Source organism: Paractinoplanes rhizophilus (assembly GCF_042664765.1).
Lineage (GTDB): Bacteria > Actinomycetota > Actinomycetes > Mycobacteriales > Micromonosporaceae > Actinoplanes > Actinoplanes rhizophilus.
The window spans coordinates 1-16,094 of the sequence record NZ_JBHTBJ010000011.1 but is presented as its reverse complement, the minus strand read 5'-3'; the positions used below and the strand labels follow the sequence as shown (position 1 = coordinate 16,094).

The following is a 16,094-nucleotide window of genomic DNA, read 5'->3' as shown; positions in this document are numbered from 1 at the left end:
TTGCGGTCGCTCATTTCGACGATCGCCACCAGTCGACGAGGCCCTGCAGGCCCTCGGTCAGCGAGAGCTCGGCGCGGAAGCCCAGCTTCTGCTCGGCGGCGGCGGTGCTGGCCAGCCGGCGGGTGACGCCGTTGACCGCGCGGGCCGGGCCGTGCTCGGGGGCGAGGTCGGACTTCATCACCTCGCTGAGCGCGGCGGCGAGCTCCTTGAGGCTGGTCTCGGTGCCGCTGGCGATGTTGAAGACCTCGTCGGTGACGTCGGCCCGGGCGGCCAGGATGTTGGCGCGGGCGATGTCGGCGACGTGCACGAAATCCATGGTCTGCAGGCCGTCGCCGAGGATCAGCGGCGGGGTGCCCGACTCGATCCGCTCCATCCAGCGGATCAGCACCTCGGTGTACAGGCCGTAGATGTCCATCCGCGGGCCGTACACGTTGAAGTAGCGCAGGGCGACGTAGTCCAGGCCCTTCATGGCGTAGAAGCTGCGCAGCATGGCCTCGTTGAAGGCCTTGGCGGCGCCGTAGAAGGTGTCGTTGTTGTACGGGTGGTGCCGCTCGGTGGTCGGGAACTCCTCGGCCAGCCCGTAGACGGAGGCGGACGACGAGGCGATCAGCTTCTTGACGCCTTCCTCGGCCGCGGCCTCGACGACGTTGAAGGTGCCGTCGACGAGCACTTCGTTGGCCAGCCGGGGCTCCTCGGCGCACTGGGTGATCCGGATGGCGGCGAGGTGGAAGACCAGATCTTTGCCGGCGGTCACCTCCCGTACGAGTGCCCGGTCTCGGATGTCGCCCTCGACCAGCGTGACCGAACCGCTCTCCTGGGCCCACGCCAGGTTTTCCCGGCGGCCCCGCACGAAGTTGTCGAGCACGACGACCTCGGCCGCCCCGCCCCGGATCAGCTCGTCGACGACGTGCGAGCCGATCGTGCCCGCACCGCCGGTGACGAGGGCACGCGTGCCCTCGATCTGTACGCCCGTCACGCCATGTGCCCTTCGTCCAGCTGGATCATCGTTCCGCCCTCGGCCAGGCTGCGCGAGGCGGCCTGGAGGATCTCGAGCACGCGCAGCCCGGCGCGGCCGTCGGTCAGCGCCGGCGTGCCGGTGGTGATGGCCCGCGCGTACTCCTCGACCATGGTGCGCAACGCCTCGCGCTCGGTCAGCGCCGGGGCGACCATGTCGCCGGAGCGGTAGGAGACGAGAATGTCGCGCCGCTGCTCGGCGCCGAGCTCGTCCGGCGAGGCCACGTCGACGCCGCGGTCGTAGATGGCCAGGCGCTGGCTGGGGTTGAGGTCGTCCCAGACCAGGGTGCGCTTGGAGCCGCCGAAGATGGCGGTGCGGACCTTCACCGGGGACAGCCAGTTGACGTGGATGTGCGCGATCGCGCCGGTGTTGAGCTTGAGCGTGAGGTAGGCCACGCAGGCCCGGCCGGCGCCGATGCCGTCGGCGCCGTGCGCCGCCACGGCCGCCGGGCGCACGCCCGGCGGCAGCACGAAGTCCAGAATGGACAGGTCGTGCGGCGCGAGGTCCCAGACCACGTCGATGTCGCGTTGCACGAGGCCGAGATTGATGCGTACGGAGTCGAGGAAGTGCAGATCGCCGAGCTCGCCGGAATGCAGCATCTCGCGGATCCGCAGCACCACCGGGGTGTAGCAGAAGGTGTGGTCGGTCATCAGCGTCAGGCCGCGCTTCTCGGCCTCCTCGACCAGCTGCAGGCCCTGCTCGTGGGTGGCCGCGAGCGGCTTCTCCACCAGCACATGCTTGCCGGCGCGCAGCGCGGCCAGGGCGACCGGCAGGTGCGTGCCGGCCGGGGTGGCGATGGCCACCGCCTGCACCTCGGGGTCGGCGAGCACCTCGTCGAGGTCGCCCGAGACCTGGACGGTCGAGTAGCCGCCGAGAACCCGCTGGGCGCGCTCCACGTCGAGGTCGCACAGCCAGCGCAGCCGGAAAGCGGGCGACGCCTGGAAGTTGCGGACGAGGTTGGGGCCCCAGTAACCGGCCCCGACGACGGCGATTCCGATCGGTTCGTCTGACACAGACATCCGTTTCGTTCGGGAAGCCGAGAACCCGTCGGCTTCATCGACAACAGCGGGCGCGCGCGGGCACGCCCCGGCGGCGGTTCCACGGCAAGTTATCGACCCGTGCGGGTCGCCGGAACCCCACTGACGGATAAAAGGCGGAAGCCGCGGGGACACCGGGCGGTACCTTCGGTTGCCGCGCGACCGACTGTCGGTCAGCGGCGGCGGACCTTCGGCCAGATCGCCGGATTCAGCGGCCGAATCGTCGCATTTCCTACACCGGCGGCCGCCGCGCCGCCACTACCCTGGCCCGGACTCGCCACCCCGGGAAGGACCGCCGTATGACCAGCTTCACCGTCGCGCCCACCGCCGACGTCGACGAGCGGGCCGAGATCGGCGCGGGCACCCGGATCTGGCACCTGGCCCAGATCCGCGAGGACGCGACGCTCGGGGAGAATTGCAACATCGGCCGCGGCGCGTACGTCGGCCCCGGCGTGGTCATCGGCGACAACGTCAAGCTGCAGAACCACGCCCTGGTCTACGAGCCGGCCCGGCTGGCCGACGGCGTCTTCATCGGCCCGGCGGCGGTGCTGACCAACGACGAGTACCCGCGCGCGGTGACCCCCGAGGGCCGCCTGAAGACCGGCGACGACTGGCACGCGGTGGGCGTGACGATCGGCGAGGGCGCGGCGATCGGCGCCCGCGCGGTCTGCGTCGCCCCGGTCACCGTGGGCCGCTGGGCCCTGGTCGCGGCGGGCGCGGTGGTCACCAAGGACGTGCCCGACTTCGCCCTGGTCGTCGGCGTTCCGGCCCGCCGCATCGGCTGGGTGGGGCGCGCGGGGCGCCCGCTCACCCCCAAGGGCGACGGCCTGTGGGTCTGCCCCGAGACGGGCGCCGAGTACCGCGAGGCGGACGGCGTGCTGACCGAGTCCTGAGGCGGTGACGCTGCGCGCTTGACAGATGTACGTAGCGTTGCTGGTCGATGCCTCCCCGCCCACGCTCACCCCACGGCGGCGGCGAAGACCCACCAAACGACGGCGGGCCGCCGCCGAGACCGCGCGGCGCCGACCCGCCGGGGAGCGCCGAACAGGCCGAGCGCGTGCTCGCCGACGTCTTCGCGCACGGACGTCCCAGGGCCGACGGCGGCGCCGGTCCCTCCCCCGCAAGACCCCGCTCCTCGCCGCCCGTCGGGCCGCCGCCGTCCCGCGGCGAGGATGACATCGTGCTGAGTCGCTGGGAGAACAACTACCGCCATCTCAGCGAGGAGCCGCTCAAGTTCAACGTCGCCGTCAACGACGGCGCCCACACCGCCCAGAACGCCCACACCGGCCGCGACCACGGTCCACAGGTCCCACTGCGAAGCATTCCGGGCGTAAAGACCATCGAGGGCCGGATCTACGGCGACTCCGGGTGGCCGCATGCGGCAAACGCGTCGACCAAGTGGTCCGACCCGGCGACGATGAATCGGACGATCAACGAGTATGTCCGCGCCAACTGGGCGCAGATCCGCTCCGATCTGGCCATCGAAGGGAAACACGAGACCGTCTTCGATGCTGGGCACCGCATCGGCGAGGGCTTCGTCAACCGGGGCATGGGCGGATCCGGTCCACCTCACGCGCAATACGTCACGACCAGCGTCGTGCGCCTGGTCATCAAGGTCGTTCCCGGCTCCGATCCGCCGGACGTGTACATCAAGACCTCGTTTCCTGCGGCGTTAGGGTGATTGCATGGATTCCTCGGAGATCCGCGAACAGCTGCGGCGCCGGGCCGAAGAGCTCTTGGCGGAGCCGCCGCTGGAGACCGTCCGCGGCTTTCTCGCGACCGAGATCGGCGACGCCACCGACTTCGAGGAAGCCCGCGACAGCCTCGCGCAGCTGGCGCAGGTGAACATCCGCTCGCATCAGCGGGAGCTGTGGGCTCTCGAGCGGGTCATCGCGGATCCGCCGGCCGAGCCGGGGGCCCTCGCCCACCTGGTCGCCTGGGACGCCAACTGGGTTCTGGAAGACCCGTCCGACGCGGCCGCCCTTCAGTTTCTCCGCGAGGTGGCGCAAATGCTGCGGGAGATCATCGACGCGGCGCCGGCGACCGCCGACCGCTGGCGGTCCTGGCCGCCGGAGCGTTAGGCAGCGAGGCGCCCCGGAACTTCATCGAGCCCCGGGGCGCCCTCGAATGTCAGGTGTTCCAGATCTGGAAGCTGGAGATCTGGCCCGCGGGCCACCCCGTATTACCGGTGATGTTCAGGCGGAAGTAGCGCTGGGTGGTCGCCGTGAAGGTGATGGTCACGGTGTTGCTGGCGGACGGGGTGAAGGTGTAGCCGGCCGAGGCCTTGACCGTCGACCAGGTGGAGCCGTTGGTGCTGCCCTGGATCGACAAGGTCTGGGTGCGGGCGCCCCAACCGGCCGGCAGTTGGAGGACGACCCGTGACGCGCTCTGCGCCGAGCCCAGGTCGACCTGCACCCACTGCGGGAAGGCGTTGTTGGCGCTCTCCCAGTAGGTGTTCTGGTCGGCGTCGGTGACGTTCGCGGACGGGTAGACGTCGGTGTGGCTGGATTCGGCGGTGGGCCGGCCGGCGGCCAGGTTGGTGCTGGTGGCGCCGGCGCCGGTGCCGGTCAGGGTGACGGCGGTGGTCGCGCCGCCGCCGGAGGCGGTAAGCGTGCCGGTGCGGGTGCCGGACGCGGTGGGCCGGAACGTGACGGTGACGGTGCAGGACGCGCCGGCCGCCAGGGACGTGCCGCAGGTGTTGGACTGGGCGTAGTCGCCGGTGACCGCGACGGCGAACGACGTGGCCGCGGCGTTGCCACTGTTGGTGACGGTGACCTGCTGGCCGGCGCTGGTGGTGTTCAGCGACTGCGAGCCGAACGTCAGCGAGTTGGGGCTGGCCGCCAGCGCGGGCCCGGAGGCCGAGCCGGCGGGATAGACCTCGAGCTCGGAGACCTGGCCGGCCGGCCAGCCCGAGTTCGCGGTGACGTTGACCCGGACGTAGCGGGCGCTGGTGCCGGGCACGGTGATGCTCGCGGTGTTGCCGGACGCCGGGTTGAACGTGTAGGTGGCGGAGCCCGCCGCGGTGCCGAAGGTGGAGCCGTTGGTGCTGGTCAGCACCGACAGGGTCTGGGTGCGGGTCGCCCACGCGGCGGACGGCGGCAACTTCAAAGTCAACTTCCCGATCGCGTACGCCGAGCCGAGGTCGACCTGCAGCCATTGCGGGAACGCGCCGTTCGCGCTCTCCCAATAGGTGTTCGCGTCGCCGTCGGTCGCGGTCGCGGGCGCCTGGGTCGAGTTGACCTGGGAGCTGGCGGTCGCGGGGCGGCCGGCCGCGAGGTTGGTGGTGCTGCCGATCCCGCTGCCGGTGAGCGCGATCGTCACCGGGCTGTTGCCGCTCAGCGTGACGCTTCCGGTACGCGTACCCGAGCTTGTGGGTTTGAAGGTGACGGTGACCGAGCAGGACGCACCCACCGCAACCGACCCGCAGTTGTTGGTTTGCGCGAAGTCACCGCTTGCGGTGACGCCCGAGACGGTCGCCGCGGTGGTGCCGGTGTTGGTGACCGTGATCGTCTGCGGGCCGCTGGTGGCGCCGACGACCGTGCCGGGGAAGGTGAGGCTCGACGGGCTGGGCGACAGGATCGGGCCGGGGGCGACGCCGGTGCCGGAGAGCGGGATCGTGTTGGTGATGCCGGACGCCGTGACGGTGAGGTTGCCGGTGCGCGAGCCGGTCGCGGTGGGTGCGAAGCGGACGGTCACGGTGCAGGAGCCGCCGGCCGCGATGGAGCTACCGCACGTGTTGGTCTGCGCGAAGTCGCCGGTGATCGAGATCCCGGAGACCGGTGCGGCGGCCGAGCCCGAGTTGGTCACCGTGACGGTCTGCGCGGCGCTGGTCGAGCCGGTCGCCACCGTGCCGAAGCCCAGCGTGGACGGGCTGATCGAGATCAGCGAGCCGTTGTCCGGCAGATATGGCGGGAAGGGCGGATTCGGCACCGGGGTGCAGGCCGTGGAACCGAAGATCCCGGAGTTGCCCCCGCCGTCGGTCAGCGCGAAGCCGACGCCGCAGTTGTAGACGGCGGCCGGGCCGAGGGTGCCGGTGGCGGTGCTGTTGGTGATCGTCGCCGCGCCACCGACCTGCTCCTGGACCACGTACGAGCCGGTGTTCTGGATGGTCGCGTTGTTGATCTTGACGTTGGAGATCTGCGAGCCCGAGACGAACTGGATGGCCTCGAACGGCGACTGCTGGATGAGGATGTTGTCGACGTTGGTCAGGCCGGTCATCGCGCCGTCGCGGGCGTCGAACCAGAGCGCGCCGACGCCGAACTGCCAGTTCGGGTCGAGGCTGCCGGACCGGATGATCGTGTTGCGCAGCACGTCGGTGCGGCCGAGCGTGGTGGACGCGAAACGCTGCGCGACGTGGATGCCGCCACCCTGGGTGAGGCCGGCGTCGATCACCCGGTTGTCGGTGACGAAGTTGTCGTGACCGCCGTAGATCGCGATGCCGTTCGCCAGGATCGGGTATTGCACGGTGTTGTGGTCGAACGAGTTGTTCGCGTCCGCGATCGCCTCCGACCAGGTCGCCAGGCCGTCGTCGCCGGTGTTGCGCAGGTCCGAGTTGGTGACCTTGGAGTTGGTGACGCCCTTGTGGAAGTTGACGCCGTCGGCGGTGACGTTGCGGATCCGCAGGCCGGTGAGGACGAGATTGTTCATCGGGCCGTCCATCCAGGCGCCGACCTTGAGGTGCTCTATCCACAGCCGTTCGACGGTCGAGTTGCTCATCGCGCCGCCGACCGCGTTGACCTGGGCGCCGTCGTTGCGCTCCTGCACGTCCCCGAAGATCGCGAAGTCGGCGAGGTGCACGTTCGTGCTCGCGTTGGGCGCGTCGTTGCCGTAGAAGCCGGGCGCCGCGCCGACCACCGTCGAGCGCCACATGCCGGCGCCCCTGATCGTCACGTTGTTGACGGCGATGTGCCCCGGCACCTTGAAGGTGCCCTCCGGAATCCACACCGTGCCGCCCGGTCCGGCCGACTGGATGGCCGAGTTGAACGCCGCGGTCGCGTCGGCCGCGCCGGTCGGGTCGGCGCCCTTGCTGGTCACCGAGACCGAGCCAGACGGCTGGCCGAGCGCGCCCGCGACGCTCTCGAAGTCGGCGAAGTCGATCGTGGTGGTCGTGGTGGCGGTGAGCCGGAACTTGGTGCCGGCCGGGTACGACGCCGGGAAGAGCCGGTGGGCCTCGTCGTAGAAGTGATGCGCGTTGCCGCCGGGCGAGTTGGTGAACGGATATCCGCCGTAGTACCAGCTGTACGCGTTGGTCAGGGTGAACGCGGCCGACCCGGCCCCGTTGATCGAGAAGTTGATCGGCGTCGTGTAGACCGAGCCGCCCGCCGAGTCCGGGATGCTGTACCGGAACACGAATGAGTTGGTGGCGACCGGCGAGGTGAACTCGACGTACTGCCCGGCGTTCAGCGTCACCGCTTTGCGGTAGGACGCCTCCGACGGGAGCGTGTTGTAGGCCGCCGACGGCCCGATGATCGTGCCGTTCGTGGTCGCGCTCTCGGCCTGGACCTGCACGTAGGGCAGCGTCGCGCCCACGCCACCGGTGGCGGCGGCGAGGGCCGGCGTGGCGTACAGCAGGGAACCGAGCAGCGCGGCGCCGGTCAGGGCGGCGCCAAGCCTTCGACTGGTCATGGGTGTTGCTCGCTTTCGACGGACGACCGGGGAATGTCGCCCATGCCGAGGACCGCCCTGGCGGAGGGGACGCCAGACCGGGACGCATGGAGCGGGGAACCTGAGGAACTAGGCCGACCGTAACGTCCGCGACACAGTCGCGCAATATCGAGACAGTTCTCTGCAAAGATTGAACCTGATCCGGGAAAACCGGCTCAGATGCTCGTGATCATGCCTCCGTCGATGGTGATCTCGGCGCCGGTCACGTTGCCGGCCCGGTCGCCGGCCAGCAGCAACACCAGGTCGGCCACCTCCTCGGGGCGGGTGAAGCGACCGGTCACCATGGCCGCCTTCGCGCCGGCCTCGACATCGGACGGCGCGATGCCCTGGGCCGCGCCCACCGTCGCGGCCACGCCGCCGTCGCCCAGCCACAGGTCGGTCGCCACCGGGCCGGGCGCGACCGTGTTCACCCGGATGCCGCGCGGCCCGAACTCCTTCGACAGCGACTTGGCGAAGTTGGTCAGCGCCGCCTTCGCCGCCGAGTAGTCGATCACCAGCGGGTCGGCCAGGCGCGCGTTCACCGAGCCGGTGTTGACGATCGACCCGCCCCCGCCGGCCAGCATGACCGGCAGCGCGGCCCGGGTGGCGCGCACCGCGGCCATCACGTTGAGGTTCCAGGTGGTGGCCCACATGTCGTCGGTCACCTCGAGGAAGCCCTGCGGCCGCGGCGGCGCGATGCCCACGTTGTTGACCAGCACGTCGATCCGGTCACCGGCCGCCGCGACCAGCTCGCCCGGCCCGGCCGGATCGGCCAGGTCCACCTCGACCGCGGTCACGCCCGCCAGCTTGCCCAGGTCGGGCGTGACGTGCCGGGAGCCGGCCACCACCGACGCGCCCTCGGCCACGAACCCCCGGACGATCGCCAGCCCGATCCCCCGGCCCGCGCCCGTCACCACCACTCGCTTACCCGTCAGGCCCAGATCCACGATGTTCCTCCCGGTCGAATCGTCATGCACATCGACCCGAACAGTACGGCCCTTTTCCGAGGTAGAAGACGGGCTGCGGCAGAGGGATCGCGAGCCGGCGCGGCGCTCAGCACGCTGGTGGCGGCGGGCCGGCCCGCCTCCCCGACTAGGATCGCGGGCGATGGCCTCGCTCGGTTCTTTCCTGGACACCGGCGACAAGGTCGCGTCCATTGTGGGCGCGGCGGCCGGGGTGGCCGCCATCTGGTTCGCCCGCCGCCGGCTCTTCCGGCGGCGGCCCGACTCGGGGATCACCGCACTGCTCGCGGCGCAGGTCGCCGACGCGCGGCAGCATCGGTACCGGTTCTTCGGCGAGCATGTGCCGGCCTTGACCGACCTGTACGTGCGGTCGCGCGCGACCCTGGCGGGCGACACGCCCCGCACCATCGAGGCCACCCGCATCCTGACCGCCCACCGCCACGCCGTGCTGCTCGGCGACGCCGGCGCCGGCAAGTCCACCTTCCTCGCCACGGTCGCCGGGGAGCTCGCCGGGCGGGCGCAGCGGCGGCGCGGGCGCGGGGAGGTCGCCCTCGTGCTGCCGGCCGCCGATCTGGTCGGGCGGCGGCTGCCGGAGGCGCTCGCCCGGGCGGCGGCGCGCGACCTCGGCGTGCAGGTGCCGGCCGGCCTCTTCGAGAAGGCGCCGCCGGGCGGGGGCTGGCGGGTGCTGGTCGACGGGCTCGACGAGGTGGTCGCGCCGGAGAGCCGTTCCGAGGTGCTGTGGCGGATCCGCGGGCTGCTGGCCGACCCGGGGCCGTACCGGCTGGTCGTCACGTGCCGGCCGCTGGCCGCGGCCGAGCTGGCCGAGCTGCACGGGCCGGACGTCGGCGTGTACGACCTGCGGCCGTTCGACCGGCGGGAGCTTGACGAGTTCGCGCACCGCTGGTTCGCCGCCCGCTTCCCCGAAGACCGGCCGCGCGCCGACCGGACCGCGGGCCGCTTCCTGGCCCGGGTGGCGGGCGCCCGGCTGGGGCCGGTGGCCCGGGTGCCGCTGCTGGCCACCATCGCGGCTCTGGTGTATGAGTCGGCGGACGACCGGACGCTGCCGTCGAGCCGGGCCGCCCTCTACGACCGGTTCGTCGACCACCTGCTCGACGGGCGCCGGTCGCTGGAACGCTTCCGCGAGGCGGTCGAGCCGGAGCTGGCGTCGCGCGGCCCCGCGGGCGCGGAGGTCGCGGCGTGGCTGTGCGCCGACATCCGGCGGCACGTGGGCGGGTTGCTGCGGGAGTGCGGCGCGGCCTGGCTGGCCGATCCGGACGCGCCGCTCATCGAGGTGGCCGCGGCCTGGATCGACGAGCACGCGCCGCACGGCCTCGGGCCGTCGAGCGACCGGCTCGTACGGGAATTGCTGCTCGTCACCGGCGTCTGCACGCTGCGGCGCAACCGGGTGGTGTTCGCGCACCAGAGCTTCGCCGAGTTCTTCGCGGCGTCCGCTGTCGCCGAGCGCTTCCAGGCGGACGCCTGGACCGCGTGGGCCGCCGAGCCGGCCACCCGCAGCCTGGCGGCGTTCGTGGCCGCCCGCCGTGCCGACGCGGACGCGCTCGTCGCCGGACTGTCCGATCCGCTCGCCGCCGGCGACCTGCTCGCCGACGGCATCGCGGTGCGGCCGGCCACCCGCGCCGCGGTGATCGGCGCGCTGCTCGGCCAGGTCGCCGCCGAGAGCGAGGCGGCCCCCGAGGCGCTACGGATCCTGGGCGAGCTGAGCCTCGACGCCGACGTCATCGAGCGGATGGCCGGGCTGGCCCGCGATCCGGACGCGGCGGACTGGACCCGGGCGCTGGTGGCGGACCGGATCGCCGACGTGGACGCGGCGACCGGCCATCGGCTGTTGCGCGCGGTCGCCGAGCAGGCGGACGAGGTGGTGCGCTCGTGGATCGCCGACACGCTACGCGAGCGCGGCGCCCCGGTGGATCCGAACCTGCGGGTGCCGCTGGCCGCCGACACCGTGCCGGTGGACCGGCCGCTCGGGGCGCTGGGCCGGCACGCGCTCGCCCAGCGGCTCGCGGACGCGCGGACCACCGAGGCCGACCGGGTGGCGGCGGCCGCTCAGCTTGCCGCCAGTGGCGACCTCGCTCCCCTGCGCGCGATGGCCACCGCCGCCGACCTCGACCAGTACCACCGGGTCGAGCTGGCGGCCGCACTGGCCGACGCCGGCGAGCCGGGCCTGCTCCGCGAGCTCGGCACCGGCTCGGCGGCGACGCCGGCCTCGATGTACACCGCGGCGCTGAAGCTGTTCCGGCGGGACGACCCGGCGGCCGGCGACGCGCTGCGCGCGGTGGCCGACCGCCGCCCGGACCTGCCGATGGCGTTCGGCGCGGCCGCCCGATGCGCGGAGCTCGGCGACCCGGAGCCGCTCACGGCACTCGTCCGGCGCCCGGGTCCGCTCCTCCTGCGGCTGGCGGCGGCCCGGCGGCTGGCCGCCCTCGGCGCGCCCGGGCCGCTACGCCGGCTCATCGACGTCCCGATGCCTCCGCGCATCCGGGCGATCGCGCTCGCCGATCTGATCGCGGCCGGGGATCTCGATGCGATCCCCCTGCTCCGCCGGCTGATCGAGAGCGGTGGAGTCCGGGCCCGCCGGCGGGTCGAGCCGGCCTACCAGCTGGCCAGGCACGGCGACGAGCAGTCCCGCCAGTTCCTCCGCCGGCTGGCGCGACGGCCGTTCGCCGGGCGCTCGACGATCGAGGCGGCGGTCGCGCTGGCCGCGCTGGCCGATCGCCTCGGCCCGGAGCTGTTGCGGCGCACCGCCGCCCAGCGCCGGCGACGGCAGCGGACCCGGATGCGGGCCGCCTCGGGGCTCACCCGCGTCGACCGGGCCGCCGGGCGGCGGCTGCTGGCCGAACTGGCCGGGCCCGGGTCGCGCGCCGCATTGCGGTTGCGTGCGGCCAGCGTCGCGCTGATCACGGCGGGCACCGCCGATCCGTTGTACGACATCGCCTTCGACGCGACCGCGCCGGCCCGGGTCCGGGCCGGCGCGATCAGCCGGCTGGCCAGCTTCCGGGCCGATTCCGGACAGCTTCCGGACGAGTTGCTGGCCGATGTCGGGACGCTGACGGCGGCCGGGGCGGCGCCGGACCGGGTACGGGCCGCGGCCGCGCGCCTGCTGCCGGGCGCGGCGGCGATCGCGCTGCTGACCTCGATCGCCGACAACGCGGCCGCGCCGGCCGACCGGGTCGCCGCGATCGACACACTCGATCTGATCGACGCGTACGGCGCCGGCGAGTCGTACGGGCGGCTGCTGCGGGACCGGCGGGTCGGGCGCCTCCGCCGCCGCTACCTGATGATCCGCTACCTCGACCTGGTGTCCGACGGCGACGCGGCGGCCCTCGAGGAGCGGCTCGGGACGGCTTCGCTGCGTGCCTACCTCGTGCTGGCGATCCGCGGCCCGGACTGGGCGCTGCGAAGCGGGCACGACGCCGACGCGACCTGACGGGACCCGGTCCGCTGTCACAGATCGGGCCGTCGCCCGGTCGAAGGGGCATGACCAACCTTCCGATCCGGCGCGTCACCACGGACCTGCTCGAGGTGGCCTACCACGAGGCCGGCCCGGCCGGCGGGCGGCCGGTGGTCCTCCTGCACGGTTTCCCGTACGACATCCACAGCTATGCCCGACGTGGCGCGGCCCATTTCACCGGCCGCCGCGTGCACCGGCAGGTCCACGACGCGGGCCACAACCTCCCGCAGGAGGCGCCGGAGGCGTTCGCCGACGCGGTGCGCGAGGTGGCCCGATGACCGCGACGCTCGCCGCGGACGAGGGCCTGACCAACCGCAGCCCCGCCGGTCGCTGGGTGCTCGCCGCCTGCATCGGTGGGTCGGTCATCACCCAGGTCGACGCGAACGCCGTCGGGATCGCGCTGCCCGCGATCGGCCGCGACTTCCGGACCGACCTGGCGCCGCTGCAATGGGTGTTCACCGCCTACACCCTGACGCTGGCCGGCCTGCTGCTGGTCGCGGGCGCGCTCGGCGACCGCTACGGCCGCCGCCGGATCTTCACGATCGGCGTGTGGTGGTTCGCGCTCGCCTCGGTGCTGAGCAGCGTCGCGCCCACCCCGGAGCTGCTGATCGCCGCCCGTGCCCTGCAGGGCGTCGGCGCGGCCCTGCTGACTCCCGGCAGCCTCGCGATCCTGGAGGCGTCGTTCGCGCCCGGCGAGCGGGCCAAGGCGATCGGCGCGTGGTCCGGGCTGAGCGGCGTGGCCGGCGCGATCGGGCCGTTCCTCGGCGGCTGGCTCGTGCAGGCCGCGTCGTGGCGGTTCATCTTCCTGGTCAACCTGCCGATCGCGGTGGCCGTGGGCCTCATCGCCCGCCGGCACGTGCCCGAGTCGCGCGACCCGAACGCCACCGGCCGCGTCGACCTGACCGGCGGCGTGCTGGTCACCCTCGGGCTGGTCGGGCTGACCTACGGTCTCATCCGCGGCGGCGACGGCCGGCCCACGATCGCCGCCGGGGCCCTGCTGCTGGTGGTCTTCGTCGCGTGGGAGCGCCGCACGAAACACCCGATCCTGCCGCTGCACCTGTTCGCTTCCACCCAGTTCACCGCCGCCAACGTGGTGACGTTCGCGGTCTACGCCGCGCTCGGCGGCGCGCTGTTCCTGCTGCCGATCGCGCTGCAGCAGGTCTCCGGCTACTCGCCGATCGAGGCCGGACTCACGCTGCTGCCGGTGACCGTGCTCATGCTGCTGCTCTCGTCGCGCTCGGGCGCGCTCGCGGCCCGGATCGGCCCGCGCCTGCAGATGAGCCTCGGCCCGGTCCTGGTCGGCCTCGGGCTGGCCCTGTTCACCCGGATCGACCAGAACGGGGACTACCTCACCCAGGTCTTCCCGGCCGTCACCGTGCTGGGCCTCGGCCTGGCCACCACCGTGGCGCCGCTGACCTCGACCGTGCTGGCCGCGGTGCCGTCGCGGCACGCGGGCGTCGCGTCGGCGGTCAACAACGACGTGGCCCGGGCGGCGGCGCTGATCGCGGTCGCGGTGCTTCCGGCGGCGGCCGGGCTCACCGGGGACGCCTACCTTGAGCCCGCCACGTTCTCCAACGGCTTCCACACCGCCGCGATGATCTGCGCGATCCTGTGCGCGCTGGCCGGTGGCCTGGCGGCGGTCACGATCGGCAACCACCGTGCGCGCCGGCAGAAGATCCACCCGCCGCACGCCGCCCTGGACCACCTCGGCCCCGGCTGACCCACCCGGTCCGCCGCCGGGTGCGGGCCGGAGCAGGATGGACGGCGATCCGGACGGAGGTACGAGATGTTGCCGTGTGACAGTCACGCGCACAGCGAATGGTCCTGGGACAGCCCGGCGGGTGACATGGCGGGCTCCTGTGCTCGCGCGGTCGAGATCGGGCTGCCGGCGATCGCCTTCACCGAGCACCTGGACCACACCGCGTGGCGGATCGCGCTCGAGGGCCCGTACGTCGCGGAGCATCTGACCGCGCTCGCCGACGCGGACGGGCTGCTGACGCCGCCGGCCTTCGACCCGGCCGGCTATCTGGCCGCGATCGAGCGTTGTCGCGAGCGGTTCCCGCAGTTGCGGATTCTCAGCGGCCTGGAGCTGGGCGAACCGCACTGGCACGCCGAGCAATGCGCCGCGGTCCTCGCCGCCGGCCGGTTCGACCGGGTGCTCGGCTCGCTGCACGCGCTGCCCGACCGAGGCGCGTTCGCCGAGCCGTGGGGCCTCTATCCGCACCGGGACGCGCACGACGTGGTCCGCGAATATCTGTCCGGAGTGGCCACCATGATGTCGGCCGGCGGCATGTTCTCCGTCCTGGCGCACATCGACTATCCGGTGCGGTCATGGCCGGCGGATCGGGCGGGTCCGTTCGACCCGAAGCTCTTCGAGGAGGAGTTCCGGTACGCGCTGCGGGCCACGGCCCAGTCCGGCCGGGCACTGGAGATCAACACCCGCGTGCCGCTGCACGCGACCATCCTGGCCTGGTGGCACGAGGAGGGCGGCGACGCGGTGACCTTCGGCAGCGACGCCCACCTGCCGCCGTACGTCGCCGACGGGTTCGCCGAGGCGGCGCAGATGGCCGAGGCGTTCGGCTTCCGGCCGGGCGCCAATCCGTACGATCTGTGGGGCCGCGTCGACTGACCCGGCCATGGAGGTTCGCCCTTGCACACCGAGGTCATCCTGGTTCGTCACGCGGCGTCCGTTCCGCCGACCGCGGACGGCCCCGGCCAGCTCACCCGGCCACTGACCCGCGACGGACTGCGACAGGCGCGCGCCTGGGTGGACACGCTGATCGCGCCACGCCCCGCGGCGGTGTGGTCCAGCCCCTACCGGCGAGCGATCCAGACTGTCCGGCCGGTGGCGAACGCGCTGGGTCTTCCCGTCCGTACCCGATGGGACTTGCGCGAATGGGACGACGGCCTGCCGTACACCGATGACTGGATATCGCACTACGCGGAGAGCTGGGCCGACCCCGCACGTGCCCGGCCGGACGGCGAGAGCCTGGACAAGCTCACCGCCCGAGCCAGTGCGGCGCTGCGGGAACTGGCCGGTGCACATCGCGGACAGGTCGTGCTCGTCGCCGGCCACGGCACGTTCATCGCGCGCGCCCTGTCCGGCTTCGGCGCCCCGGTGGATTGGGCATTCTGGCAACGCATGTCCATGCCCGCCGTCTACCGCCTCCGCTTCGCCGAACCCGCCGCCGACCCGGCCGTGACCGGCCTCGAAACGGAGTGAGCGGATGGAGCTTCGAGTGTGTTGCGGCGTCGTCGTTCTCGACGATGAGGATCGTGTGCTTTTGATGCGCCGCCGCGGCGAAGGCACCTGGGGCCTGCCGGGCGGCGGGGTGGAAGTCGGGGAGACCTGGGAGCAGGCGGCTCGGCGCGAATGCCGGGAGGAAACCGGCTGGGACATCGACCTGCGAGGCCTGCTCGGCATCTACAGCGACCCCGCCACGCAGATCCACCGCTATCCGGACGGCCGCGTGGTGCACTGCGTCGGTGCGATATTTCTCGGCTCGCCGCTCGGCCGCACCGCGATCCCGGACGGCGAAGCGAGCGAGCTGGGCTGGTTCCCCCTCGACCGGCTCCCGGAGCCGCTGTTCGCCATCGACGTACCCGTCCTGGAGCACGCGGCCCGCCGGCAGGCACGACCGTTCGTCAACTAAAGTCTGGGCGAAATGACCGGCTTGCCAAACTCCGCCGGTCGACGAAAGCTGGGCTGGTGATGTCCATCGGTGAACTCCCGCCCGGCCCGGCGACACCTCGACCGTCCTCGGCCCGGAGGCGGTGACCGCGTTCATCACCGACCAGCTGACGGCCTACCCCTTCGACGGGCGCAGCGTGTGCGTGCTCGGCCGAGATCATCGGCACCACCGGGATCACACCGGTTCGCGCACTGATCGACGACGGCGCCGCCCTCATCCCGTCGGAGAAACTGGCCCTGTGCGTGGTCACCGCCGAGGTCGCCGACGGCGCGGCCG

Annotated in this window: 14 protein-coding genes; 9 read left to right on the top strand and 5 right to left on the bottom strand. The window is 72.7% G+C overall.

Features of this window, described 5'->3' with window-relative positions; translation table 11 throughout:
• Positions 1 to 10: 10 nt before the first annotated feature.
• Together ACFQS1_RS17135 and ACFQS1_RS17130 are read right to left on the bottom strand one after the other, a co-directional pair.
• A complete protein-coding gene (locus ACFQS1_RS17135) occupies positions 11 to 976 on the bottom strand; it encodes an NAD-dependent epimerase/dehydratase family protein (protein WP_378969161.1) in 966 nt (321 codons plus the stop codon).
• Positions 973 to 2,028 carry a Gfo/Idh/MocA family protein gene (locus tag ACFQS1_RS17130; protein WP_378969159.1) on the bottom strand — a complete coding sequence of 352 codons (1,056 nt, stop codon included), beginning with the start codon at positions 2,026 to 2,028 and terminating at the stop codon, positions 973 to 975. The genes ACFQS1_RS17135 and ACFQS1_RS17130 overlap by 4 nt, the downstream gene beginning before the upstream one ends.
• Positions 2,029 to 2,351: 323 nt before the next feature.
• Between ACFQS1_RS17130 and ACFQS1_RS17125 the strand changes: the two genes are divergently transcribed.
• The 3 genes from ACFQS1_RS17125 to ACFQS1_RS17115 all read left to right on the top strand — a co-directional run bounded on the left by ACFQS1_RS17125 (position 2,352) and on the right by ACFQS1_RS17115 (position 4,133).
• Complete coding sequence (locus tag ACFQS1_RS17125; RefSeq protein WP_378969157.1) at positions 2,352 to 2,945, top strand: acyltransferase; 594 nt, start codon at positions 2,352 to 2,354, stop codon at positions 2,943 to 2,945.
• 287 nt (positions 2,946 to 3,232) lie between these two features.
• Entirely contained in the window at positions 3,233 to 3,733 is a 501-nt protein-coding gene (locus tag ACFQS1_RS17120) for a hypothetical protein (RefSeq protein WP_378969154.1), read from the top strand.
• Positions 3,734 to 3,737: 4 nt separating this feature from the next.
• The gene (locus tag ACFQS1_RS17115; RefSeq protein ID WP_378969152.1) at positions 3,738 to 4,133 is read left to right on the top strand and encodes a hypothetical protein; all 396 of its coding nucleotides are present in this window, start codon (positions 3,738 to 3,740) and stop codon (positions 4,131 to 4,133) included.
• Between the two features lie 49 nt (positions 4,134 to 4,182).
• On the opposite strand, the gene ACFQS1_RS17110 is transcribed toward ACFQS1_RS17115, so the two are convergent.
• A complete protein-coding gene (locus tag ACFQS1_RS17110) occupies positions 4,183 to 7,677 on the bottom strand; it encodes a choice-of-anchor D domain-containing protein (RefSeq protein WP_378969150.1) in 3,495 nt (1,164 codons plus the stop codon).
• 194 nt (positions 7,678 to 7,871) lie between these two features.
• Positions 7,872 to 8,642 carry an SDR family NAD(P)-dependent oxidoreductase gene (locus ACFQS1_RS17105; RefSeq protein WP_378969147.1) on the bottom strand — a complete coding sequence of 257 codons (771 nt, stop codon included), beginning with the start codon at positions 8,640 to 8,642 and terminating at the stop codon, positions 7,872 to 7,874.
• 160 nt (positions 8,643 to 8,802) lie between these two features.
• Between ACFQS1_RS17105 and ACFQS1_RS17100 the strand changes: the two genes are divergently transcribed.
• The 6 genes from ACFQS1_RS17100 (at position 8,803) to ACFQS1_RS17075 (ending at position 15,779) form a co-directional block, all read left to right on the top strand.
• Positions 8,803 to 12,102, top strand: coding sequence for an NACHT domain-containing protein (locus ACFQS1_RS17100; protein ID WP_378969145.1), 3,300 nt, complete (start codon positions 8,803 to 8,805; stop codon positions 12,100 to 12,102).
• A 50-nt stretch (positions 12,103 to 12,152) separates the two neighbouring features.
• Complete coding sequence (locus tag ACFQS1_RS17095; protein ID WP_378969142.1) at positions 12,153 to 12,404, top strand: alpha/beta fold hydrolase; 252 nt, start codon at positions 12,153 to 12,155, stop codon at positions 12,402 to 12,404.
• Complete coding sequence (locus tag ACFQS1_RS17090; protein ID WP_378969140.1) at positions 12,401 to 13,846, top strand: MFS transporter; 1,446 nt, start codon at positions 12,401 to 12,403, stop codon at positions 13,844 to 13,846. The genes ACFQS1_RS17095 and ACFQS1_RS17090 overlap by 4 nt, the downstream gene beginning before the upstream one ends.
• A 66-nt stretch (positions 13,847 to 13,912) precedes the next feature.
• A complete protein-coding gene (locus ACFQS1_RS17085; RefSeq protein WP_378969137.1) occupies positions 13,913 to 14,755 on the top strand; it encodes a PHP domain-containing protein in 843 nt (280 codons plus the stop codon).
• 21 nt (positions 14,756 to 14,776) lie between these two features.
• Positions 14,777 to 15,349 carry a histidine phosphatase family protein gene (locus ACFQS1_RS17080; protein ID WP_378969135.1) on the top strand — a complete coding sequence of 191 codons (573 nt, stop codon included), beginning with the start codon at positions 14,777 to 14,779 and terminating at the stop codon, positions 15,347 to 15,349.
• A 4-nt stretch (positions 15,350 to 15,353) separates the two neighbouring features.
• The gene (locus ACFQS1_RS17075) at positions 15,354 to 15,779 is read left to right on the top strand and encodes an NUDIX domain-containing protein (RefSeq protein ID WP_378969133.1); all 426 of its coding nucleotides are present in this window, start codon (positions 15,354 to 15,356) and stop codon (positions 15,777 to 15,779) included.
• On the opposite strand, the gene ACFQS1_RS17070 is transcribed toward ACFQS1_RS17075, so the two are convergent.
• A partial coding sequence (locus ACFQS1_RS17070) for a hypothetical protein (RefSeq protein ID WP_378969130.1) occupies positions 15,772 to 16,094 on the bottom strand: 323 nt, incomplete at its 5' end. The genes ACFQS1_RS17075 and ACFQS1_RS17070 overlap by 8 nt on opposite strands.